We start from the raw sequence: 17,588 nt of genomic DNA on the forward strand, positions 1-17,588 counted from the left end.
GGCTCTGTCGGAAGTTGGTTGGGCTAACAACCTGAAGTTCACAAGTGTGGAAGAAGTCTGAAGGCCTGAATTTCAGAATTCTGCCAGTGAAGTTTCCCTCACCGTTGAAGCTATCTTAAGGGAGTAGGGGCGTAACCGGATCGTCCAAAGGGCGTAGGGGGCGTAGATATTGCCCGGAAAAGTGTGATGTATGTCACGGTTTGCTTAGAGGAGGCCAATATGGCGGGCTTTAGCCAGTGCCTCGGTGCGACTTCCTACGTCAAGTTTTCCGTAAAGATTCCGGATATGGGCCTTTACGGTTGTTGCTGCAACGGCCATTTTCTCGGCTATGTCCTTGTTGGCTAACCCTTCGTTGATCAACCCCAGCACTTCCTGCTCACGTTGGCTGAGCGGTTCAATCAGGCCGTCGGATCCGGCACCATTGGTGGTTTGGCGGGGGAGTTTTCCAACCCGTTTTTCGAGCGCATCCCGTAGCCGGGTGTGCCAGTGACCAGCGCCCTGAATGCCCTGAGTTGTAAGCAAAAGGGTCTTTAGTGAATCCGGTTCATCGAGGAAAATCTGAAAAAAGCCTCCCTCTGCGCCATAGTCGAGGGCCCGTTCGAGCATATTGCGGGCCTCTTCCAGCTGGCCACTAGCCCCAAGCGATGAGGCATAGACAAGCAACACCTCGATAACCAGGCGGCTGTTTTGTTCAGCCTCGGCCTTTGTTAGCAAGTCGGCGAGTAACGTGCACGCCAGGTCAAACTGCCCCAGCCTGATATGGACCCGTGCCGCACTGACGGCATTTTGGCAATCGTTGAGAGGGCTGCTCTGAGGGCGTTGCTGCCAATCACGCAGCCAGGCTTTTGCCTTGGAAACCTCATTCGCCGCGAGGTGACAACGAACAAGGAGTGCTCCACTGGCGGGCGGTTCAAACACAATATGTTCCCTGCGCCGCCGTGCCACTGACTCTGCGTCTTCCAGCGCTAAGATGGCATCCTCATAGCGCGCCTCGCTGAACGCCTGGTGCCCTCGAACGTGTTGGATCACAACATGTTGTCCGGGCTCCGTGCCATTTTCCAGGTGATCAAGTAACGGAAGCAGGCTGGCATCCGAGAGCTCCTTCTCTTTCCTCTCACGGTATATTTCGACCAGCGTGCTGTTCTGCCAGCAGGAGATCAGCCGCGGTTGTGAGGGATCATAGAAGTGGTCGTCTACCCAGGTGCGGATGTCAGTGGAGGTTTCCAGCGCCTGATCAATCTCACCACGGCTGTACTGAATCCACGCCAGTAGCCCACCACTAGACAGCACCGTGCTGGCCTTGCGCTCCAGCTGGCCATAACGGACGGAGGCGGCGAGGGCCTCTTCGGCTGCCCCAAGATCGCCTTGACCAAAATAGTCGAGACCCAGCCCATAGTAAGTCACCGACTTGAGCGGAATCCGGGTATGGTCAATCTCTCTCAGTACCTGCTGAGTCAGGTCTTGTGCGCTTTTATCGTCGCTTTTCGAGCGGGCGATATAAGACCGGATCAGCGAGATCTCGTTATGAAGGGCTAAAGCACCCTCTGCATCGGGGTGGGAGTCAGCGACGCGGCGGTCAAGGATATCCTCAAGGTCGCTCAGTTGAACTTCGATCTGCGACAGCCTGTTGGCAAAGAATAGCCCCCAGATCCTGACCATGAGTAGTTGGGGGCGGTTGATCAAAATATCCGATGGGAGCTTCTGGAGCCACTCTAGCACCGGGAGGTGGTGCCCACCCTGGATAAGGTTGTTTCCGTGCTGCTCAAGCACCGTTGCGAGTCTTGCCCAGTCTTTCCTTGAAATAACCTGAGCAACGGCTTCTTGCACATGGTCGTGTGTCAGAAGCCAGTCGACAGCCCTCTGCTCAAGAAGATTAACCCGGTCGCCGTCAAGGGCTCGTGCACGTTGCAGCAGGGCATCCCTGAACAGGTCGTGGTAACGGAACCATTCATTTTTGCTGTCCAGCGGGATCACAAACAGGTTCAGTCGAATCAGCCGCTCAAGAAAGGCCTGGCTGTCGCTATTGGCCCGCATGGCGTCACACAGCGAGCCGGACAGTCGCGAGGTCATAGCGGTATCGAGCAGGAACTGGCGGATGTCTTCGGGTTGCTGATCGAGAATTTCGCTGAATACGTAGCGGTTGATTTGTTGGCCGCCGACCTCGAGTGTCTTGGGGCTTTCATCGGCGTTGTCGGGGCTTCGGCCTGACAAGGCGGTTAGCTGCATGGCCGCCACCCAGCCTTCTGTTTGCCGCCATATCTGGCGAGATTCTTCATCGGACAGCGACAGTGCCATGTAGTCCCGAAAAAAATGGCGACATTCGGATTCCGAAAACGCCAGTACCTGGGGTTGGATATCGGTCACCCACTGGCGGACGCGCCATCGCTCAAGTGGTAACTCCGGCTCGGTTCGAGACGTTATCGTCACGGTGATACCGGGGGGGAGGTAGTCAATGAAGTAGGCGAATTGCCGGTGAATTTTCGGGTCCTGAATCAGGTGAAAGTCATCCAGGACAATCGTGCTGAGTGCGGGGGTTTGAGTGAGAGCATTCAGCAGGCCGGCAACGGCACCCTCCATCTCGTGATCTTCAAAGCTCGCAAGCCGGCGGCTGAGCTGGTCTGTGCCGGTTACGCCACTGTGTTGTGCAGCCCCAATCACATATTGCCAGAACCGTCTCGGGGAGTTGTCGTTCTCATCCAGCGAAAGCCAGGCGACATTCTCCGCTAACCCGACGCACCATTGGCTGACCAGGGTTGTTTTCCCATAGCCCGCGGGTGCCACAACAAGGTTGAGGCGTTTCGGAGGACTTGGGTCCAGCAGACGGTGCAGGCGGGACCGATTAACGGCACGCACATCCGCTGCTGGCTTGAGAAATTTTGTGGTCAGTAGCATGGGAGCTGTATACGACATTGTTGCTTCAATGAATTGTCTGATTTGAGCCGGTGAAGTCAAGGGGTGCTAGATCATTTTGTTACCAGTTGAGCGGGCGCTCGTTGAGATTTGGTCTAAACTGACAGAGCAAGGGCTATGTATTCTAAAAAAGTATGAAAAATAAAGTTTTTATGCGTATTCTTGGGGCTGTAGTCAGTGTGCAAAGTTCGCTGGTTATTACCCCATGCCATTGAAGGAGCGACCGAGTCGATGAAATTACAGCAGTTGCGTTATATATGGGAAGTTGCGCACCATGATCTGAATGTATCTGCTACGGCTCAAAGTCTGTTTACGTCGCAGCCTGGTATATCCAAGCAAATCCGGCTACTTGAAGACGAATTGGGTATCGAGGTCTTCGCCAGGAGTGGCAAACACCTGACGCGCATTACGCCCGGTGGTGAAACCATCATCCGTGAAGCAGGGGAGATCCTGAGGCGCGTTGAGGGCATCAAAAAGATTGCCCAGGAATTCAGTAACCAACGCAAGGGTGATCTCAGTATCGCCACCACCCATACCCAGGCCCGTTATGCGTTACCTCCCATTATCCAGGGCTTTATTGAGGCCTACCCGGACGTATCCCTGCACATGCACCAGGGCACGCCCATGCAGATCTCGGAGATGGCGGCCAACGGTGCGGTAGACTTCGCCATCGCAACAGAAGCAATGGAGTTGTTCAACGATCTGATCATGATGCCTTGCTATCGTTGGAATCGCAGTGTCATTGTGCCGAGAAACCACCCGCTGGCACAGGCAAGCACCCTGAGTCTCGAAGAGTTGGCCGAGTTCCCGTTGGTCACCTATGTTTTTGGCTTTACCGGTCGATCCAAGCTTGATGAGGCATTCCAGTCCCGTGGGCTGACCCCGAAAGTCGTATTCACCGCCGCAGATGCTGATGTGATCAAGACCTACGTTCGCTTGGGACTAGGCGTAGGGATTGTCGCTTCCATGGCCTATGACGAGAAGGTCGACTCGGATCTGGTGTGCCTGGATGCAAGCAAGCTGTTCCGCCCGAGCGTTACCCGGATTGGCTTCCGCAAAGGCACCTTCCTGAGGGGCTACATGTACGACTTCATCCAGCGCTTCGCCCCGCACCTGACCAAGGAACGGGTTGATGAGGCGGTGTCCCATCAGGGCAACCGAATGGAGTTGGAGGCGTTGTTCGACGACGTGGAGCTTCCGACCTACTAGACCTACTAGTGAGTTGCTGTGTTAGCGGATAACACTAAAAAAGGCCCAGAGTGGGCCTTTTTTGTAGGTGGCGGAATAGACGCTGGCGGTCAGTCGTGGGCGATGATGTTGCCAGCGTGCAGGCCGCACTCTTTTTTGGTCGCCTCTTCCCACCACCAGCGGCCTTCCCGTTCATGTTGCCCAGGCAGGACAGGGCGGGTACAAGGCTGGCAACCGATACTGATGAAGCCTTTCTCGTGGAGTTTGTTGTAGGGAGCTTCAGTCATCCGAATGTAGTCCCACACTTCCTTCGATGACCAGTTGGCCAAGGGGTTGAACTTGATCAGCTGCTTGTCGTCGGTCGAGAACGCCGTATCGATCTGTACAACCGGGACGTCGTTGCGAGTTCCGGGGCTCTGATCTTTACGCTGCCCGGTAATCCAGGCATCAACCATTGCCAGCTTCCGGCGTAGGGGGGCTACTTTGCGGATGCCGCAGCACTCGGAATGCCCATCTTCATAAAAGCTGAACATACCCTTCTTTTTAACGAGCGCTTCGACCTCGGTCGACTCTGGAAACATGACCTCGATTTCGATGCCGTAGTGCTTTCGAACCTGGTCAATAAACTCATAGGTTTCCGGATGAAGCCGGCCGGTATCAAGGGTAAACACCCGGAGGTTGTCGGTTAGCTTATGGGCAAGCTCGATCAGCGCGACGTCCTCGGCTCCGCTGAAGGAGATGGCAATGTTGTCGTAGCGAGCCAGCGCGGCCTTGAGAATTGCGCGAGGGCTTTGGTCTGCGAGTTCCTGCTGAAGCTGTTCAATATCGGTCATGGCACGCTTGAGTCTATGTAAGTGTGTGACAAATCTACCATTGTGCTGGTATTTACCGAAAGAAAATGGCGGTATATCGATATACCGGTGCCAAGGCCGGTGCATTCGCTTACGGATTTTTCTATCATACGACCTTCATCTGGGGCATCAGCCCGTTTATAGACAGAAATTAGGAGATCGCAGTGGAACTCGCTTGCCTTGACCTTGAAGGGGTACTGATCCCAGAAATCTGGATCGCATTTGCCGAGAAAACGGGAATTGAGGAGCTCAAGGCAACCACCCGTGATATTCCGGACTACGATGTGCTTATGACTCAGCGTCTGCGCATTCTGGACGAGCATGGCTATGGCCTGAACGAAATCCAGGAAGTTATCGGTACGCTTGATCCTCTGGAAGGGGCTCGAGAGTTCCTGGACTGGCTTCGTGAACGTTTCCAGGTGGTTATTCTTTCAGACACCTTCTATGAGTTTGCCATGCCATTGATGGCCAAGCTGGGCTTTCCTGCGCTGCTGTGCCATAAGCTCGAAGTGGCTGAAAACGGTCGCATCACCAACTACCTGTTGCGCCAGCGTGACCCCAAGCGGCAGTCCGTACGCGCATTCCAGTTGCTCAACTATCGGGTCATTGCGGCGGGCGACTCCTATAACGACACCACAATGCTGGCTCAGGCCGAAGAAGGCATCCTGTTCCACGCACCCCAGAATGTGATCGACGAATTCCCGCAGTTCCCGGCCGTTCATGACTTCGAAGCGCTGAAAGAGACCTTCCTGCGTCTTAGCAATCGTTTCTGAAGCCAGCGAAAGCCGGTGATGATATGAAAGGTCGCTTCCAGGATAACTGAAGCGGCCTTTCTTTTTTGGTTCGCTTAGCCCTTGTTTTCTGCAGTGCCAAACGCGAGGTTCAGTTCATTCATTAACGGGCCAACTTTGTCCAGGGTCTCCTGAAGTTCGGAATCGGGGTTGGAATCCGCAACAATACCCCCGCCGCCATGGCAATAAAGCGTGTCGCCGCGGGCATACAGGGTCCGGATGGCGATGTTGCTGTATAGATCACCCCGTGGATTCATCGCGAAAACGGAGCCGCAATAGGGGCCTCGGGGACTGACTTCGAGTTCGCGGATGATTTCCATGGCGCGTATTTTGGGAGCGCCGGTAATCGAGCCCCCCGGGAAGCCCTGGGCTAACGCTTTTACAGGGTGAATCGCCGGATCAAGTTCGCCAGTGACCGTGCTCACCAGGTGATGCACATTGCGATAGCTCTCAAGATAGAGGATCTGGTCGGCGCGAATGGTGCCGGGTTGGCAAAAGCGACCGAGGTCGTTTCGCAACAGGTCGACAATCATGATGTTTTCAGCCCGGTCTTTGGGGCTGGTCAGCAGATCCTGGGCGAGTTTCTGGTCGTCTTCCGGGGTTTTGCCGCGGGGCCGTGTTCCTTTAATGGGGCGGGTAACCACATGCCCTTGGTCGATCTCCAGGAAACTTTCTGGCGATATCGACAGCACGGGGTCTCCGTCAATGCTCACGTACGCCGAGTGCGCGGTCGGAAACCGGCGGGTGAGGTGTTGATAGGCCAGCCACAGGTTGCCCTGGTAGCGTGCCTGGAACCGGTGGGAAAGGTTCACCTGGTAACAGTCACCGGCCACGATGTAATCAAGGATTTTTAGAACATTGCCCTTGAAACGTTCGCCCGGCTCATCTTGTGAAAACGGCGCAATGGTAAGTGACTCTTCCTGGCCCGATGTACGGGCGGTCATTACCAGTTGCTCAAGCCGTGTGGTGACATCCGGGTCGGCCTCAGAGGACAGGTGAAGCTCCATTTTCAATGGGTCTGCCGTCGGGGTCAGGAACCAGCCATAATGCGCAGCCCTGATAGCGGGGCGGGCGCCTGCTGGAGCCAGTGGCCGGAGCGCCTTTTCTATTCCGTAGCCCGCCTCATACTCAAAAATCCCCGCCAGCTTCTGACCTGGCTTCAATCTGGCACCGACTTGCTCAAGCTGTAGTTCAATGTCGTCGCAACTCTGCCCGTCGCTCGCGATGTGCATGGAAGGTTGTGCGGCCATCCAGCTTTGGGTCTGATCTCCCTGCCATTCACCGTTACCAAAACAGACAAAGCCGGGTAGGGACGCGATCGCAGTGAGAAAACGATCACGGTGTTGTTGTGAATCAAGGTGCAGGATGTAAAGGCGTTCGGACATGGGGTGCTTTGATTGGTCGTAACGGCATTTGAAGCGAGAAAGTCCGTCATTATCTCAAAGATTCGGGCCCGTGAAACGCGGATTCGATCGATTGGAATCACTTTTGGTCAAAACAATGATAAATCAGGAGGACCTGTGAAGAAGTCAGGACTAATTTGCTCGGTTGTTGCAGCGAGCTTGTTTTCTGTTTCATCGATGGCTCTGGCGCAGCAGGAAGACGCACCGGCCCAGCCAACGGCTGAGCAGATTGCTCAAGAGGTTCAGGGAAATACCCGTTTTATTGCACAGAATGCGCTGAGTAAGGCCAAGTCTTTACTTGAATACTATGGCGACTTTGCCCCCTTCGGCCTGGCGCTGTTCCCAAATGGCGATATCAAATACGTTTGGGCGGTTCGCCCTGGCGAAGAAGTTGAGAACCTCAACGCTCCGTTGGTGCTTAACACTGTTCGTACCGCTTTGGGTACGCAGGCCCAGGCCGGACGTATTCTGGGGTCGGCTGTCGTCTACAAGTACCAAGCGACAGGTGACGCAGAGGAGCCCCAGATTAATATTGAACTAGAGTACCTGGGTGGGTTTTCTCAGGTCTTAGCCACCCGCTATACCGAAACTGACGAAGGGTACCAGTATAGTGAAGGGGTGTTTGGCAGCTTTAACCCGATCGTTTTTGCGGAGAACAATGCTGGGGTTGAAGCCAACTGACGGTGAAGTGAGACGCGGTTCTTGTAAAAAAGTGAAACGAGTCTCAGGGGAATGTAATTGGGTGTAAGTGGTTAGTTAATTATTGTGCGCCGGATCTCAGATTCCCCCTCACGGGTCTGCAAAACTAATCCTGCGGTTAAGGAAAAAATGATCGCAACAAAAATAATAGAAATATTCCTTACTAAGGAGAACAATTATGAAAGGCCTGAAGAAAATTGCTCTGGCAACTGCGGTTGCAGCTGTACCTTTTGCCGCCCAAGCTGAACTGCGCGCTATCGACGACGCAGCCATGGGTGATGTTACCGGTCAGTCCGGTATCACTGTTGAGTTGTCTGCCGAAGTAAGCGTTGGCGAAATCGCTTATCAGGACGACGGTTTCCTGGCCATCACTGGCGTGACCATCGGTGGTGCGGCTCCTGGAACTGCTCTTGATGACGTTAAAGTGTACATCGACGTTGCTGGTACTGGCGGTATCGCTGACACTGGTGCTCAAGCTATGGGCTCTCAGTACCTGACTGGCGCTGCTGCTGCTAGCGGCGGTGTTGTAGCTTGGTCCGACACTAACCCTGGTCGCGACACTATGCCGACTGTTCAAGACGGTGACCTGGTTATTGGTCTGCGTTCTGTGTCTGGCATGCCGATCGACTACGGCGTTAGCGTAGGCAGCGTGTCTCTGGCTAAGAGCACCAGCACTGTTGGCGACCTGGCCTCTACCGCTGGAACCACTCTGGTTTCTAATATGAACATCACTGGTCTGCTGGGTCCGATCGACATCGTGATTCAGGAAGACACCAGCGTGATGAACATCAACGCCTACTTCAACGCTCAGGGCACTCTGAACGCTGACTTCGTTGGCACTTACCTGGATTTCGAGCTGCACAACCGTCGTGGTGCTGACACCAACAACCTGAACATCGGTGGTGGTGCGGTTGACACTTCTTTCGCTCACGCTCAGGTTGATATCGGCCTGGCCACCAACGCTGCTGGCGAAGATGCCCTGGCATTCAACGTCAACAACTTCTCTGGTGACCTGGATCTGACCAACATTCGTATGGGTAACGCAGCCAACCCAAGTATCGGTAATGTTTACATGACCGACGTTGCTGTAAATGCTCAGATGACTGTTTACGGTCACTAAGCTGATCTTCAGCTTCGGCTGAGAGAAAACCACCCTTTGGGGTGGTTTTTTTATGGGCGCTTGTTTGTGCCCAATGTGGTTTGCATCGACAAAAAGAAAGGGCCTCCGAGGAGGCCCTTTGTGTGTTTCCCGGCTTAAGCGAGAGGAGGTTTACTGCTCCGGCACCTGAATAGAGAGGTCGAATCCGCCGCCTGGGCGAGGTACAAGTGTGATGGGGCCTTCGTCAATGCCTTGCGGCAGGGTGATCTGATCAATGCCGGGCGGGTTGCCAATCGACAGATTAAGGTTGCTGCCATCAAAGGCGATACCCAACTGATCGTTCAGGAAGGTTTGGGCAAAGGGACCTTCGGGGATCACCAGCTGTTCCCCAAAAATAATGGGCGGAATGTTGAGGATCTGATAGTCCGGCGGCTGAATGGCGGCGATCTCGGATGTCGGGGTGAGAAGGGTGCGGCGGATGAATTCTTCCTCGGCTTCTTTCAGTGAGGCAAAACGTTCTTCGTCCTCACGGAACTGGAATTCCGCCCGCTCTGCCTCGGCTTCGGACTCCATCTGCACAGGTTCCCCCGGGGAAATTGTGAGGGATCGCAAGATACGACGACGGTCTTCTTCGGCTCGCTGCTGTTGTCTTGGCACGACAATAACCGCGGAATCTTTAACGTACGTTTCAACCATTTCGTCTGACGTCAGGGTCCGTACGCCTGCAAATGCCGGCAGACTACCCACTGCCCCGATAATGGCAGTTAACAGGATAGATTGTTGTTTCATGAGCGGCCTCAGGCTATTAACCAGAACATTTAAAATGTTTCCGAATTACAGCAGCCAATCGGAAACTCGTACCTATTTCAAAGTATTTGTGTTTAAGGGGCCTAATTCAAGGATAATATGGCGGGTTTGTGATCGCCTTTGATGATATAGGGCGCGAGGACTTATCGGTTGGGCTAAGCGGGGTTGTGAATGCTTTTCAAGCTAGTGGGAAAGAGGCTTCGTCAACGATGGGCCCGTTGGGTGAATCGCCGGTTGCCACGATCTGATCAGCATCAGTTTGCCCAAAATAATATCTTCATCCTTCCCACCGGGATGGGCTGGCTGTTTGCTGCGCTGTTGATCGTTATGCTGTTAACGGGCATCAATTACCAGAACAGCCTGATCTTCCTGCTGACGTTTTTTCTCGGCGTGGTTTTTGTGGCTGCCATGCATCAGACCCACAGCAACCTTTCAGGACTGGAGCTGACATTGATTCACGCCGGGGAAGGGTACGTGGGCGACTCGATACCATTTCTCTTTCGTGGCAGTGCGGGCAAGCACGACAATCTCGCGTTAACCGTCGGCGTGGAAGGAGCCAGCCAGGGGAGCAGGCTGGTGATGCAGCATGTGAGACCCGAATCATCGTCCGACATGCGCCTGGTCGTCACTGCAACCGAGCGTGGATACCTGCTGCTTGACCGTGTCCGGATTGAAACCCGCTTCCCTTTCGGATTGCTGAGGGCCTGGTCATGGCTTCGCCCCCAGACAACCGCCATTGTCTACCCTAAGCCCCTGCTCCCACCAGTACCGGTGGATCATGGTGTGAGCGGGGATGAGTCCGGCATTGTTACTCAAGCGCCCGGTCAGGACCACGTAGAGATCAGGCCGTGGCGTCAAGGAGACCTTCTTCAGAGAGTGCAATGGAAACGCTTTGCCCGGACTGGCGAAATGGCGATTGCGGAGTGGCATGGTGAGCAAGGCAACCCCGACTGGCTAGATTTTGCGTCGTTTCCCGGGGTGGATACTGAGTTGCGCCTAAGCTACCTGACCGCATTGGTTCTTGAGCGGGATAAATCGGGCGAGGCATTTGGTCTAAGGTTGCCAGGGCAGGACGTTGAGCCAGATGGCGGCCCGGCCCATACCCAGAGGTGCCTGCGTGTACTGGCCTTATTTGGTACAAATGGTCGGAATTCCGATAGGGAGGCGGCATGAGGGGCACGAGTCATCCCAGCGCCGCAGATGTTGACCAGGAAATTCCCGGTCGCGCACTGATCTGGTTGATTTGCGCCTTTCTGTTGCTGCTCCTGCCCCAGTGGGACCGGTTACCTTTATGGCTGCCAACGATCTGCGTGGTGCTTGCTGGCTGGCGCTGGTTGGTTCACCTGGGGAGAATACGTTTACCTGGCCGGTGGCTGCGAACCGGCTTCATGATCGCCATGATCGCAGTCTACCTCACCACGGTCAGTGGGCGTTTTACCGTCGATACCGCGGCATCGTTTTTCGTCATTGCGATTGGATTGAAGTGGATTGAAACCCGCTCGTCCCGCGATTTCTATGTGCTGTTCTTTATACTGGTTTATCTCGCTGCCGTGAACTTCCTGTTCGAACAGGGGATTCTCTGGACTCTGGTTAACTTTACCGGAGTCATGTTCCTGTTAGTGGGGCTTCAAATCCTCAACGCCCCGAATGCGCCTGGCGCCTTGAGGGCCGGGTGGCGCCGGCTTCTGAGCATGTTCGTCAAGACGCTTCCCATTGTGATTTTGCTGTTCCTGTTCTTCCCACGGTTATCACCCTTGTGGAGTGTGCCTTTGGTGTCTGGGGCAGCCAAGACCGGTATCAGCGACACGATGACACCCGGTGATATCTCAAATTTGGCACAAAGCAGTGAACGGGCATTCCGGGTCGCGTTCGGGGGTGAAGTTCCGCCACCACAAGACCGATACTGGCGAGGGCTGGTGCTTGACCGGCTGGACGGAAACACCTGGACCCAGTCGCAACCCGAACCCTTCCGGCGGTTGGGGCGCGTTATGAATGACGGGGGCGCAGGCGAGTTGGGGGTGCGCGATTACGATGTGCTGATGGACCCAACCGGTCAAAGTTGGGCCTTTGCGTTGAAGGGGTCGGTGGCGGCTTCCGATAATGTCCGCCAGGTCGGCGAAGGCTTGTTTCTCTTCCAGCGCCCAGCGGATACCCCCGTCCGATACCGGCTGAGCCTCCAGGGTGACACTCCAGCCGCTGACGATCTCCAGGCGAGTGACCTGCGTCAATACCTTCAGCTACCAGCGGGCGGAAATCCAAGGGCGAGAGTACTTGCCAAGGAGCTCAAAGTAAGCAGTTTGGATGCGCGGTCGTTTATCGATTCGGTATTGCGCAAGTTCCGGAGCGAAGCCTATTACTACACGCTCCGGCCACCGCAGATGATGGGTGATTCAATAGATCAGCTGCTGTTCGATGCCAAAAGGGGATTCTGCGCCCACTACGCCGGCGCGACAACGTTCCTGCTTCGGGTGGCCGGCATACCTGCGCGAATCGTTGTGGGGTATCAAGGGGGTGAGCCCGGAGCTGGCGGAGAGTACCTGATCGTGCGGCAGTACGATGCTCACGCCTGGGTAGAAGCATGGCTGCCGGGGCAAGGGTGGGTAAGGGTCGATCCCACTGCTGCCATTGCTCCCAGTCGCATCGACGGTGGCTTGAGAGAGGCCGTCGCTGAGGAGGGGTCATTCCTCGAAAACAGCTGGGGCTCACCGCAGCGGTATTCAGACATTCCGTTGGTCCAATGGGCATCGCTACAGTTGGATCGGATGAACTACCAGTGGCAAAGATGGGTTGTCGGGTATCAGGGGCAGACCCAAATGGATCTTCTATCACGCCTTCCCGGGCAGTGGGGCTTAAAAGAACTCGGGTATTTCAGCGCGGGCCTGGTGGCGTTTGGCGTGCTGGTCGGGGCTGTGGTTTCTGCGCTCCGGCAGCGCGCCCGGTTCCGCCAGGACCCGGTTGCAAGGCTGGTGGGGCAGTGGCGTCAGGCTGCAAGGCGCAGCGGGGTGGATATTCAGGAAGGGGATACTCCGCTGCAGATAGCGGAGCGGGTTGCGGTCGTGTCTCCTGCGGCGGCGGGACCGGCCCGCACCTTTGCCCGGGCTCTCTACAACCATTACTATGTGGCGACAGAGCAAGAGGCTGGTCAGGCCGGCAGGAATGATCTTGACCGCCTCAGGCGGCTTCTTAAAACTGCGCGGAAGCAGATGAAGGTGGTGCGCCCAAGTGCACGAAAAACCTAGAGGTAGTTAGTCATGAGCGCCCATACAATGAACTGGCATAGTGATGCCTGGCGATTTGTCGACAGCAGTCTTAAGGCGGGCCGGTTATCACACGCTCTGCTTGTGGGTGGCGAGCGTGGCGTCGGTAAGACTGAATTCGCAGACGGCGTGGCTGCGTTACTGGTGTGCGACAAACCAGACGTTTCCCCTGAGTCGGGCAGGCTGGCACCCTGTGGCCGATGTAAGCAATGTGAGTTGGTCCAGGCCCAGTCCCATCCAGATATTCGGCGTTTTGCGCCTGAAAAATCACGAATGATCCGGGTGGATCAGGTTCGTGCATTATCAGCCTTTGCAATGGCATCCCCTCAGGTGGCCCGCCGGAAGGTGATCGTGGTGGATCGTGCCGACCAGTTGAATATCAATGCCGCCAATGCGTTGCTGAAAACCCTTGAGGAGCCGCCATCGGATTTGGTGTTGCTGCTTCTTCAGGAAAGCGGGCGGCCAATCCTGCCGACGTTGCGATCCCGCTGCCAGACCGTTGTCTTGCCAACCCCGGACTTTGCCACGGCCAAGGCCTGGTTGGAGGTAGAAGCTGCTTCCCGGGCCGTGGATGAGGGCGAATATGAAGGGGAGGCGCTTGAGCGAGCGCTCAGGTTGGCGGGCAACGCACCGAGGTTGGCCAGGGAATACCTCGAAGGTGAGTTTATTGCTCAGCGGAAAATTGCCTTGGACAGCTTTCGCCAATTCATGAAGAACGAGCTGCCCCTTCCCGAGGCCTCCAAGCCATTCAAGGATTTGGGGCTTGATGGAATGTTGTGGCTGCTGGAGGGGCTGGCAGCCGACCTTGCCAGGCTGGGATGTGGTGGCGAGCCCAGGGACACCGAAGCGGCGGATATGTTGCAGTACCTTGCGGTCAACAACCCGCCCTGGCGTGCCCACGAACTGCTGGAGGCCTGCCGCGAAACGCGGGCGGCGGGTATCTACAACGCCAGCGTTGAACTGGAGGCGGAGCGTCTGCTCATGAAGTGGCAGGCCCTGATGCCTTCAAGACGACGCAAAGCGGGTTGAGTGATGGCCAGAAACTTCTGTGCGCACCTGATATGTGCCTGCTATGATTGTGAAATACAATAAGTTTTAATTGCCGTTAACGCGCTGTGTGGTTTTGCAGGGCGCTACAGTAGCGGCTGGCTGGATTGCGATAGGGGTAGTGACATGGGGCCAGGTTTTGGCGCGCGCAGTGGTATTTTGACTCTGACGATCAAGGATAAGGCCGTTCTTTATGCGGCCTATATGCCGTATATCCGTCAGGGTGGGCTGTTCATCCCAACCCAGAAACAGTATCAGCTGGGTGATGAGGTTTTCCTCCTTCTTAACCTGATGGACGAGCCAGAGAAAATTCCGGTGGCAGGCAAAGTGATCTGGATTACACCGAAAGGTGCCCAGGGCAATCGTGCGGCAGGTATCGGTGTTCAGTTCAGTGGCGACGACGAGTCTGCACGGACCAAGATCGAATCGTACCTGGCCGGGGCGCTGAGCTCAGATCGACCGACCCACACCATGTAATATGAATGATCCAAAAGCAGGGGTAATTGCACCTCGGGAGCGCAACGTGCATCGGGAAATACGCTGGCCGTTGCGCCATATGGTGCTGGCAGGTCTCCACTGGCCAGCCCGAAACCCGGAAACCCGTGGTGTCCCAGTGGTCATGCTCCATGGCTGGATGGACAACTGCCTCACGTTTGCCAAGATGGCCCCGCTCCTGACCGAACTTGGCGATGTTTATGCCATCGATATGGCCGGGCACGGTCATTCAGACCACCGTCCGCCGGCGCAATCCTATCTCCTGGTTGATTACGTAGCCGACCTGGCCGAGCTTCTCGATACCCACTTTGATGGCCCGGTACGCCTTGTCGGGCATTCCCTGGGTGGAGTCATATCCCTGCTGTACACTGCGGCTTTTCCTGAGAAAGTGTCTCGGCTGAGCATCATTGACAGCTTTGGCCCATTGAGTCGTTCGCCCAGTCAGGTTATTCCCGAACTTCGGCGTGCATTGTTAAAACGTCAGGCGGGTTCCGGTAGGAGCCCACTGTACGACTCCGTTGATGCTGCCGCTGAGGCCCGTGCCGGAGGGTTCAGCCCGTTGTCTCATGAGGCCGCGCACATTCTGGTTCCCCGGAATCTTCGGGAAGTGGATGGCGGGTACTGCTGGAGAACTGACCCAAGGCTCCGGCACCCGTCCATGATGGCCTTTGATGAAGATCAGGTAATGGCGGCCCTGAAAGCTGTAAGTACGGAGACTTTGCTGTTGCTTGCGGAAGAAGGCTTACTCGCCAAGAACAGTAACGTCCAGGCCCGTTTCGATGCGGTGACATCATTGCAGGTGTCGACGGTTCCGGGCACCCATCATTGCCACCTCGACGGTGACGTTGAGCCAATGTCAGACTTAATCAAGGAATTTTTACAGGATGACGCGTGAACTAAGGGCGGTATTTGGTGGGCTCCTGGCGATTATGGTTCTTTGCAGTGCCATACCAGCCAGCGCTTCCGATTTTTTGGAGGCGTTCCCCCTGTCCAGGGTGGAAAACGAAATTAGCATAGAGTCACCGGCTCACCGGATTCTGTTCAGCCCGGTGAGGGAAGTTAATGACGAGATCCGCTCTGAAACCATGGTGCGGGTGCCGGTTTCCGGGATTGGCCAGCTAATGAAAATCGCCACAGACTCCGACCGTCGGGCGGCAAGGGATTATTATCGCCAGCGTTTGCAGGAGGTGAGGGCTTCGGTGCTGTATGAGTGCCAGGGCCGGGATTGCGGGCGCAGCAACGTCTGGGCGAACCAGATTTTTGGTCAGGCGACGCTTTATGGACGGGATGACCAGCAGGACTACCTGGCTGCGCTCGTTGAGAATAATGATCGCCGCTGGCTTGTGCTGGTGTACACCGTTACCAGGGGAAACCAGAGGGAGTATGTCTGGGTTGAACAGCTTGAGATCGGGGCAGACGCTGTTCTTCCCGGTGCGGCTAGCGACGGCGGGCGGGTTCGTGGGCCCATTATGGTTCCGTGGAGCGGCGGTGTTACCGTGAGGTTCGACTGGAGCTCTACCGATCGTCGCCACCTCACTTCCTGGGCCTCTGAGCCAGGGGCACAAGTAGTGCTGACCAGTCATGCGGAATTGCAGCCCAATGAGTTGCTCGAGCAATCGATGGAACGCGCCGCTCAAGCCGCGGATGCGATGTCGGCATTGCTGGCCAAGACCGGTGTCAGTGAAGAAAGACAGAAAATCCTGATCGTGGGGCCGGCCATCCAGTTCCGGGAGCCGACACGAAACGCAGATCACATCGAACTCCTGGTTATTCTAGCGCCATGACCCAGTCAAATTCCGAGAACGAGGCTCATTCCGAACCCGCCAAAGCCAATGCCGGCGTTCCGCAAAAAACAGCAGCTGTCAGCGGCGCCGTTGCGGCCAGCCCCGAGCGTTCCGGTCGCCGTAAAACTGTAGCGCTTACCCTCGGCAGCGGCGGTGCCCGGGGCTATGCCCACATTGGCGCCATCGAAGTCCTCCAGGAGCACGGGTACGACATCATCGCTGTTTCCGGCTGTTCAATGGGAGCGCTCATTGGCGGAGTTTTTGCTGCGGGAAAACTGAAAGATTACAAGGACTGGGTGACCGGGTTGGGGCAGTTTGATGTGCTTAAACTGTTGGATGTCACCTTCAATTCCGCAGGGGCGATTCGCGGCGAGAAAGTCTTTTCTGTTGTCAGGGAAATGCTCGGTGATACCCGGATTGAAGATTTGCGGATTCCTTATACGGCCGTCGCAACCGACCTGTTGTCCCACAAGGAAGTCTGGTTTCAGGAAGGACCAGTGGATCAGGCAATCCGTGCGTCCATTGCAATCCCAGGGCTGATCGCCCCCATGGTGCTTCAGGGCCGGGTGTTGGTGGATGGGGCGCTGTTGAACCCACTGCCGATCATTCCCACGATTTCATCCCACGCGGACCTCATCGTTGCGATCAACCTCGCTGGGGAAGAGGATCAGGTCCCGACCGTGCAAGACGCCATGTTTGCCGGTCAGGATGAGCCCAGGGAAGGCGAGGAATGGGCGGAGAAGGTGTTGGATAAGGCGTCGCGCTGGTTTGATTGGGACATCCTCAAGGCATTTACCGGCAAACGCGATGGGAGCGGCGGGGATTCCGCGGAAACCGAAGCGAGAATCAACCGGGCGCTCGAAGAGAAGCGGGCAGAGCAAAGCCAGATCGCTCAGGACAATGGGAAAGGCCTGTTGTCAGAGCTCGATGCACTGGATTGGGATAAGCTCGGTATTGGCCGGTTTGATGTCATGAACCTGGCGATTGAGTCGATGCAAAGTGCGCTGGTCCAATACAAGATAGCCGGTTACCCGCCTGACCTTCTGGTAAACGTGCCCAAGAACATCTGTCGCACCTACGATTACCACAAGGCACCTGAGCTGATCCAGATTGGCCGGGAACGAATGGAGCGTGCGCTGGAACGATACGAAAAGAGGCGTAGCAGCTCCGGTCCGCTGGCGCCCTGATTAAAGCAGGACTGCCGTCAGTGTGTGAAAGCGCGTATAATTCGCGGCCAGCCCAGTCGTACCCAGAAGG

At 55.9% G+C, this 17,588-nt stretch carries 15 protein-coding genes; 11 read left to right on the forward strand and 4 right to left on the reverse strand.

Annotated elements, in window-relative coordinates; translation table 11 throughout:
* Positions 1-204: 204 nt before the first annotated feature.
* Positions 205-2,910 (reverse strand): winged helix-turn-helix domain-containing protein, encoded by a 2,706-nt coding sequence (locus BMZ67_RS14295; protein ID WP_245749990.1) that lies wholly within the window; start codon positions 2,908-2,910, stop codon positions 205-207.
* A gap of 231 nt (positions 2,911-3,141) precedes the next feature.
* Between BMZ67_RS14295 and cysB the strand changes: the two genes are divergently transcribed.
* Positions 3,142-4,119 carry an HTH-type transcriptional regulator CysB gene (gene cysB / locus BMZ67_RS14300; protein WP_092023885.1) on the forward strand — a complete coding sequence of 326 codons (978 nt, stop codon included), beginning with the start codon at positions 3,142-3,144 and terminating at the stop codon, positions 4,117-4,119.
* Positions 4,120-4,208: 89 nt separating this feature from the next.
* Here the strand turns inward: cysB and BMZ67_RS14305 are convergent, their stop codons facing one another.
* Positions 4,209-4,931, reverse strand: a complete 723-nt coding sequence (locus BMZ67_RS14305) for a phosphoadenylyl-sulfate reductase (RefSeq protein ID WP_092023887.1) — start codon at positions 4,929-4,931, stop codon at positions 4,209-4,211.
* Between the two features lie 182 nt (positions 4,932-5,113).
* Here BMZ67_RS14305 and thrH point away from each other — a divergent pair, with 182 nt between their 5' ends.
* The gene (gene thrH / locus BMZ67_RS14310; protein WP_092023889.1) at positions 5,114-5,722 is read left to right on the forward strand and encodes a bifunctional phosphoserine phosphatase/homoserine phosphotransferase ThrH; all 609 of its coding nucleotides are present in this window, start codon (positions 5,114-5,116) and stop codon (positions 5,720-5,722) included.
* Between the two features lie 74 nt (positions 5,723-5,796).
* Here thrH and BMZ67_RS14315 read toward each other — a convergent pair whose 3' ends face one another.
* Complete coding sequence (locus BMZ67_RS14315; protein ID WP_092023891.1) at positions 5,797-7,125, reverse strand: anthranilate synthase component I family protein; 1,329 nt, start codon at positions 7,123-7,125, stop codon at positions 5,797-5,799.
* A gap of 135 nt (positions 7,126-7,260) precedes the next feature.
* On the opposite strand from BMZ67_RS14315, the gene BMZ67_RS14320 reads away from it, so the two are divergent.
* Together BMZ67_RS14320 and BMZ67_RS14325 are read left to right on the forward strand one after the other, a co-directional pair.
* Complete coding sequence (locus BMZ67_RS14320; RefSeq protein ID WP_092023893.1) at positions 7,261-7,824, forward strand: hypothetical protein; 564 nt, start codon at positions 7,261-7,263, stop codon at positions 7,822-7,824.
* A 196-nt stretch (positions 7,825-8,020) separates the two neighbouring features.
* Entirely contained in the window at positions 8,021-8,962 is a 942-nt protein-coding gene (locus BMZ67_RS14325; RefSeq protein WP_092023894.1) for a DUF6160 family protein, read from the forward strand.
* Positions 8,963-9,112: 150 nt separating this feature from the next.
* On the opposite strand, the gene BMZ67_RS14330 is transcribed toward BMZ67_RS14325, so the two are convergent.
* On the reverse strand, positions 9,113-9,730 hold the full coding sequence (locus BMZ67_RS14330) for a hypothetical protein (protein ID WP_092023896.1): 618 nt from the start codon (positions 9,728-9,730) through the stop codon (positions 9,113-9,115).
* A gap of 252 nt (positions 9,731-9,982) precedes the next feature.
* Here BMZ67_RS14330 and BMZ67_RS14335 point away from each other — a divergent pair, with 252 nt between their 5' ends.
* The 7 genes from BMZ67_RS14335 to BMZ67_RS14365 all read left to right on the forward strand — a co-directional run bounded on the left by BMZ67_RS14335 (position 9,983) and on the right by BMZ67_RS14365 (position 17,518).
* The gene (locus BMZ67_RS14335) at positions 9,983-10,921 is read left to right on the forward strand and encodes a DUF58 domain-containing protein (RefSeq protein WP_245749991.1); all 939 of its coding nucleotides are present in this window, start codon (positions 9,983-9,985) and stop codon (positions 10,919-10,921) included.
* Positions 10,918-12,987 (forward strand): transglutaminase TgpA family protein, encoded by a 2,070-nt coding sequence (locus BMZ67_RS14340; RefSeq protein WP_092023898.1) that lies wholly within the window; start codon positions 10,918-10,920, stop codon positions 12,985-12,987. The genes BMZ67_RS14335 and BMZ67_RS14340 overlap by 4 nt, the downstream gene beginning before the upstream one ends.
* 12 nt (positions 12,988-12,999) lie before the next feature.
* Positions 13,000-14,034: a DNA polymerase III subunit delta' gene (gene holB / locus BMZ67_RS14345; RefSeq protein WP_342713589.1), complete on the forward strand. Its 1,035-nt coding sequence runs from the start codon at positions 13,000-13,002 to the stop codon at positions 14,032-14,034.
* Positions 14,035-14,178: 144 nt separating this feature from the next.
* Positions 14,179-14,529: a PilZ domain-containing protein gene (locus BMZ67_RS14350; RefSeq protein ID WP_092023902.1), complete on the forward strand. Its 351-nt coding sequence runs from the start codon at positions 14,179-14,181 to the stop codon at positions 14,527-14,529.
* Positions 14,530-14,575: 46 nt separating this feature from the next.
* Positions 14,576-15,442, forward strand: coding sequence for an alpha/beta fold hydrolase (locus BMZ67_RS14355; protein ID WP_245749992.1), 867 nt, complete (start codon positions 14,576-14,578; stop codon positions 15,440-15,442).
* On the forward strand, positions 15,432-16,331 hold the full coding sequence (locus BMZ67_RS14360; RefSeq protein ID WP_175481934.1) for a DUF4892 domain-containing protein: 900 nt from the start codon (positions 15,432-15,434) through the stop codon (positions 16,329-16,331). Before BMZ67_RS14355 ends, BMZ67_RS14360 begins: the two co-directional genes overlap by 11 nt.
* Positions 16,328-17,518, forward strand: coding sequence for a patatin-like phospholipase family protein (locus BMZ67_RS14365; protein WP_092023906.1), 1,191 nt, complete (start codon positions 16,328-16,330; stop codon positions 17,516-17,518). The genes BMZ67_RS14360 and BMZ67_RS14365 overlap by 4 nt, the downstream gene beginning before the upstream one ends.
* Positions 17,519-17,588: the final 70 nt, after the last annotated feature.

This window comes from Marinobacter zhejiangensis (assembly GCF_900114775.1).
In the GTDB taxonomy this organism is placed as follows: Bacteria; Pseudomonadota; Gammaproteobacteria; order Pseudomonadales; family Oleiphilaceae; genus Marinobacter; species Marinobacter zhejiangensis.